1 pseudogene is annotated in these 1,041 nt (G+C 66.3%); it reads right to left on the reverse strand.

The annotated features are described in order from the left end of the window. Window positions 1–26: 26 nt before the first annotated feature. Window positions 27–1,041: pseudogene (locus CSC62_RS17245) on the reverse strand (IS3 family transposase); the annotation flags it as partial.

The following is a 1,041-nucleotide window of genomic DNA, read 5'->3' on the forward strand; positions in this document are numbered from 1 at the left end:
TGGACCGGCCAGAGTTCCGTAGACACTCAGTTGCCACTTTGCGCGTAGCGCCGTTCGAACTCTACCGGTGACAGTCCGCCAGCGGAACCATGCCGGCGGATCGGGTTGTAGAACATCTCGATGTAATCGAACATGTCCGAGGCCGCGGTGGCCCGGTTCGGGTAGATCCGGCGCTTGATCCGTTCCTTCTTCAACACGCTGAAGAAGCTCTCGGCCACGGCGTTGTCGTGGCAGTTGCCGCGTCGGCTCATGCTCGGCACCATCCGATGCGCCTTCAGGAACGACTGCCAGTCGCTGCTGGTGAACTGGCAACCTTGGTCGGAGTGGACCATCACCCCAGGCCCCGGCTTGCGCCGCCACGCCGCTGCCACCAGCGCCTGCAGCACCAGATCGCTGGTCATGGTCGGGGCCGTGGCCCAGCCGACGATCTGCCGCGAGTACAGGTCCATCACCGCCGCCAGGAACAGCCAGCCCTCGTAGGTGCGGATGTAGGTGATGTCGGTGACCCAGACCGTGTTCGGCGCCTGCGGCGTGAAGTCCCGGTTGAGCACATTGGTCACCACGCCCACGGGACCTGCGCGATGACGTGGCTTGCGGCCGTAGCCGACTTGGGCATGCAGGCCTTCTGCCTTCATCAGCCTAAGGACGCGGTGCCGGCTGCAGCGCTCGCCGGCCTCGCGCAGGTCCAGGGTGATCTTGCGGTAGCCGTAGATGCCGCCGCTAGCCAGCCAGTGGTGCCTGATCAGGCTCAACAGGCGCTGGTCTTCGCGCTCACGGACGCTGGCGCCGTTACGCAGCCAGGCGTAGTAGCCGCTGCGCTGCACGCCCAGCACCCGGCACATCGCCACCAGCCGGAACTCGCGGGCGTGCGCGCGCATGAACGCGTACTTCGCCCTTACCCCTTGGCAAAGTACGCGGCGGCTTTTTTTAGGATGTCGCGCTCCTCGGTCACCCGCCGCAGCTCGGCCTTGAGCCGGCGGATCTCGGCTGACTCGCTCGGCGCAACCGTGGCTCCAGCGGCCGGCATCGTCTTCTTGGCCG

The sequence above is a fragment of the Pseudoxanthomonas jiangsuensis genome, assembly GCF_010093185.1.
GTDB classification, from domain to species: Bacteria; Pseudomonadota; Gammaproteobacteria; order Xanthomonadales; family Xanthomonadaceae; genus Pseudoxanthomonas; species Pseudoxanthomonas jiangsuensis.